At 42.7% G+C, this 3116-nt stretch carries 7 protein-coding genes; 4 read left to right on the top strand and 3 right to left on the bottom strand.

Features of this window, described 5'->3' with window-relative positions:
* Window positions 1-131: 131 nt before the first annotated feature.
* Complete coding sequence (locus QUB20_RS26325; protein ID WP_333250852.1) at window positions 132-611, bottom strand: hypothetical protein; 480 nt, start codon at window positions 609-611, stop codon at window positions 132-134.
* Between the two features lie 82 nt (window positions 612-693).
* Between QUB20_RS26325 and petN the strand changes: the two genes are divergently transcribed.
* The 4 genes from petN to QUB20_RS26305 all read left to right on the top strand — a co-directional run bounded on the left by petN (window position 694) and on the right by QUB20_RS26305 (window position 2167).
* Window positions 694-783 (top strand): cytochrome b6-f complex subunit PetN, encoded by a 90-nt coding sequence (gene petN / locus QUB20_RS26320; RefSeq protein WP_071883976.1) that lies wholly within the window; start codon window positions 694-696, stop codon window positions 781-783.
* A gap of 92 nt (window positions 784-875) precedes the next feature.
* Window positions 876-1469: a DJ-1/PfpI family protein gene (locus tag QUB20_RS26315; RefSeq protein ID WP_333250850.1), complete on the top strand. Its 594-nt coding sequence runs from the start codon at window positions 876-878 to the stop codon at window positions 1467-1469.
* Between the two features lie 181 nt (window positions 1470-1650).
* Complete coding sequence (locus QUB20_RS26310; protein WP_333251533.1) at window positions 1651-1887, top strand: DUF167 domain-containing protein; 237 nt, start codon at window positions 1651-1653, stop codon at window positions 1885-1887.
* A 91-nt stretch (window positions 1888-1978) separates the two neighbouring features.
* Complete coding sequence (locus QUB20_RS26305) at window positions 1979-2167, top strand: CsbD family protein (protein WP_333054441.1); 189 nt, start codon at window positions 1979-1981, stop codon at window positions 2165-2167.
* Window positions 2168-2302: 135 nt separating this feature from the next.
* On the opposite strand, the gene QUB20_RS26300 is transcribed toward QUB20_RS26305, so the two are convergent.
* Entirely contained in the window at window positions 2303-2557 is a 255-nt protein-coding gene (locus tag QUB20_RS26300) for a DUF4926 domain-containing protein (protein ID WP_333054442.1), read from the bottom strand.
* A 36-nt stretch (window positions 2558-2593) separates the two neighbouring features.
* A complete protein-coding gene (locus QUB20_RS26295; RefSeq protein ID WP_333251530.1) occupies window positions 2594-2902 on the bottom strand; it encodes a DUF6883 domain-containing protein in 309 nt (102 codons plus the stop codon).
* Window positions 2903-3116 lie beyond the last annotated feature (214 nt).

Below are 3116 nucleotides of genomic sequence, written 5' to 3'. Positions count from 1 at the left end.
TTTGTGGAACAGGCATCTTGCCTGTTCAAAAAAATCCTGCGCCCACCCCACAAGAAAATTGAACTTTTGTGGAACAGGCATCTTGCCTGTTCAAAGAAATGGTGCCTGATATGAGTAAAACCCGATCGCACTCAAGAATCGAAAGGCTTAATCCACGATCGCCCGATCGCCCAATCCAAAACCAAACCCGCGATCGCAAATAATACCACACTCTCGACACCGCGAACCGCAAACGGCAATAACTCCTGTAGGGCGGGCATCTTCCCGGGCTCAAAAAACAATCCAGCATCCAACTGTCCAAAAGCCCGCACCAACCCAAAAGCCAACACCGCACCAGATTTAAGCTGCGGGTTAACATCTCGGCGAATCGCATAGCGGTAAGTCACGCCGAACAAAAAACCGCCCAAAAGTGCGATCGTCCCTCGGGCGGCAAAATTTAGGTCAATTTCCCTTACCTGCAAACTCGCCAGAGAATCCCACCTATCCGCTAGAATTAAGCTATTACCAAGGGCGATCGCCCCAAAACCCAGCAAACAAGAAAAAGCAGCAACAGTCCCTGCCTTCAAAGATTCTACCCGTTCAGCCGCACTAAAATTTGACGAATCCTTCACAGCGCCCTCATTTCAAAAATGGCTCAAATTGACTTATCATAAGGGTTGAAGTCACTTTGTACAGTTTGTTCAATAAATAGCTATGGATATTTTGTCACTCGGTTGGGTTTCGGTGCTAGTTCTGTTCTCCTTCTCAATTTCAATGGTAATTTGGGGACGCAACGGTTTCTAGATTCCAGAATAGCTTGCGGGGCAAGCTTTTTAACGGCCCCGCATTTTTTTTAAATCCTATTTAACCAAATCAAAATAACAGGAGTTGCAAACATGACAGGTAAAAAAATATTAATGCTAGTCGGCGACTTTGTAGAAGACTACGAAGTAATGGTTCCCTTCCAAGCACTGCAAATGGTAGGTCACACCGTCCACGCCATCTGCCCGGAAAAAGCTGCAGGCCAAACAATTCGCACCGCAATTCACGACTTTGAAGGCGATCAAACCTACAGCGAAAAACCCGGTCACAACTTCACTTTAAACGCGACTTTTGACGAAATCAACCCCGCCGACTACGACGCTTTGATTATCCCCGGAGGACGCGCCCCAGAATACATCCGCCTCAACGAACAAGTGCTGCAAATTACCCGCTACTTTGCCAACAGCAAAAAGCCGATCGCATCTATATGTCACGGCTTACAGGTTCTAACCGCCGCCGGCGTACTCGAAGGCAAACGGTGCACCGCATACCCCGCTTGCAGCCCTGACGTACTCCGGGCCGGCGGCAAATATACAGAAGTTCCCGTTACCGAAGCCGTAGTCGATGGCAATTTAGTCACCGCCCCCGCGTGGCCCGCACATCCTAACTGGTTGGCTGAATTGCTGAAAGTTTTGGGAACGAAGATCGAACATTCAGATAGTCATTAGTCATTAGTCATTAGTTAGGATCGCGAATTAAATAACTTACAAATTTAATTGTTATTGTGGGATGGGCGTCCCGCCCGTCCTTTTTGGACGGGCGGGACGCCCATCCCACTTTCAAGAGTGGAAGTTATTTAATTCTCATTCCTTATTAGTCATTAGTCATCAGTTATTAGTTATTAGTCACATGAAAATTTTCACAGTCAAAGTAAAACCGAATTCCAAACAGCAAAGCATCGCAGAACAACCCGACGGCAGCCTCACGGTACATCTCAAATCGCCGCCTGTGGAGGGTAAAGCCAACCAAGAATTAATCATGCTGTTGGCGAAAAAGTTTAAAGTGCCGAAATCTGCGATCGGCATTAAATCAGGTCTTTCCTCCAGAAATAAACTTGTGGAAATTCCAATGGAACCTTTAACTTAGAAATAAAGGTAATAACAAATCTATCTAAAGAGAGATACAGACTCAACTTGAAAATCATATATTAGTAGTTGTAGAGTTAGAATAAAAAATTATGAACATTGAAAATAGAGTCGAAGCCACAGCGAAGAATATTGAAGGCAAAATCCAAGAAGCTGTTAGCGAAGTCACAGGCAATCAGAAAGATAAATTAGAAGGTCAAGCCAAGCAGGATGAAGCATCAGCAATTCACCTGAAAGAAGACCTCAAAGATAAAGCAAAAGAGATTGTAGACCGAGCTTAGTAACAGTATTCGCTACAAGTTTCCTGCCTACTAAATCCCGCAAACGATATGTTTGCGGGATTTTTTATAATGAGCCTAAATGATTTGTACCAATATCTTGGGGTGGGTTTTACCAACGATAATTGCTGGCAAAATTCATCGGGTAACTGCCCCTACAGATTCTACTAACTCATAGTGTAAAAGCATTAATTTTGTGGCGGGAATTGTTTCCATTGCATAAGTTGTGCCATCTTGATGAGAAAATTCTACCTCAAAAGCACTGCCATCAAATTCCATCACAACTGTTCCTACTTGTCCTTTATATAATTTAATGATTTGTTTTGTTTCAAAATGGGTGGCGTCTAAATCTTCAGTTAAAGCAACAATATCTAGGTCTTTAATTGTTTTCATTGTTTTTACCTCACTTTTTGACGGGATAACAACTTGTTAATCTGGGAAACTTTCACCTAAGCGGACGATCCAAGCTGCTAGAATCAGAGATTCACCTACTTCGGTTTTCAGCAAAAATTTCATGTTGTAATGTGTTCCGTATTCATTGTTTTTTTGAATAACAACATCTTCGTTGATAGCAGCTTCTTTTAAAGCCTGTTTGAGCCTTTCAGCATTTTTTAGGGTAATGCCTAACTTACTGGCAAACAAAACAGCTTTATTTTTTCCTTCTTGATGATTCGGATTTAGAGAATATTCTTCTATTTTATTGCCTAAATCTGCTAGATGACCATTGGGCAGTTTCACTATTAATAACTGTTTTTGAAGGACAAAAGAGAATATTAGTCGCCTACAATAATCGACTTTTACTCATATGTCAATTATATCGTCTTTGAGTTGGGGGGCGGGTTTATCGAGATTATTGATGGGTGGCAAAATTTATGGGTGAACCCGCCCCTTGTATCTTAAAAGAGTGAGTCAGGCGATTGCCACGTCATTGATTAGATCATACCGACAAGTG

The organism is Microcoleus sp. B4-C2, from assembly GCF_036705265.1.
In the GTDB taxonomy this organism is placed as follows: domain Bacteria; phylum Cyanobacteriota; class Cyanobacteriia; order Cyanobacteriales; family Microcoleaceae; genus Microcoleus.
This window is presented reverse-complemented; position numbering and strand designations above follow the sequence as displayed.

Bases quoted from the DNA above. Each gene is read 5' to 3' on its own strand.
- QUB20_RS26305 (WP_333054441.1), top strand. From the start codon at position 1,979: ATGAACATTGAAAATAGAGTCGAAGCCACAGCGAAGAATATTGAAGGC.
- petN (WP_071883976.1), top strand. From the start codon at position 694: ATGGATATTTTGTCACTCGGTTGGGTTTCGGTGCTAGTTCTGTTCTCC.
- QUB20_RS26300 (WP_333054442.1), bottom strand. From the start codon at position 2,557: ATGAAAACAATTAAAGACCTAGATATTGTTGCTTTAACTGAAGATTTA.
- QUB20_RS26315 (WP_333250850.1), top strand. From the start codon at position 876: ATGACAGGTAAAAAAATATTAATGCTAGTCGGCGACTTTGTAGAAGAC.
- QUB20_RS26310 (WP_333251533.1), top strand. From the start codon at position 1,651: ATGAAAATTTTCACAGTCAAAGTAAAACCGAATTCCAAACAGCAAAGC.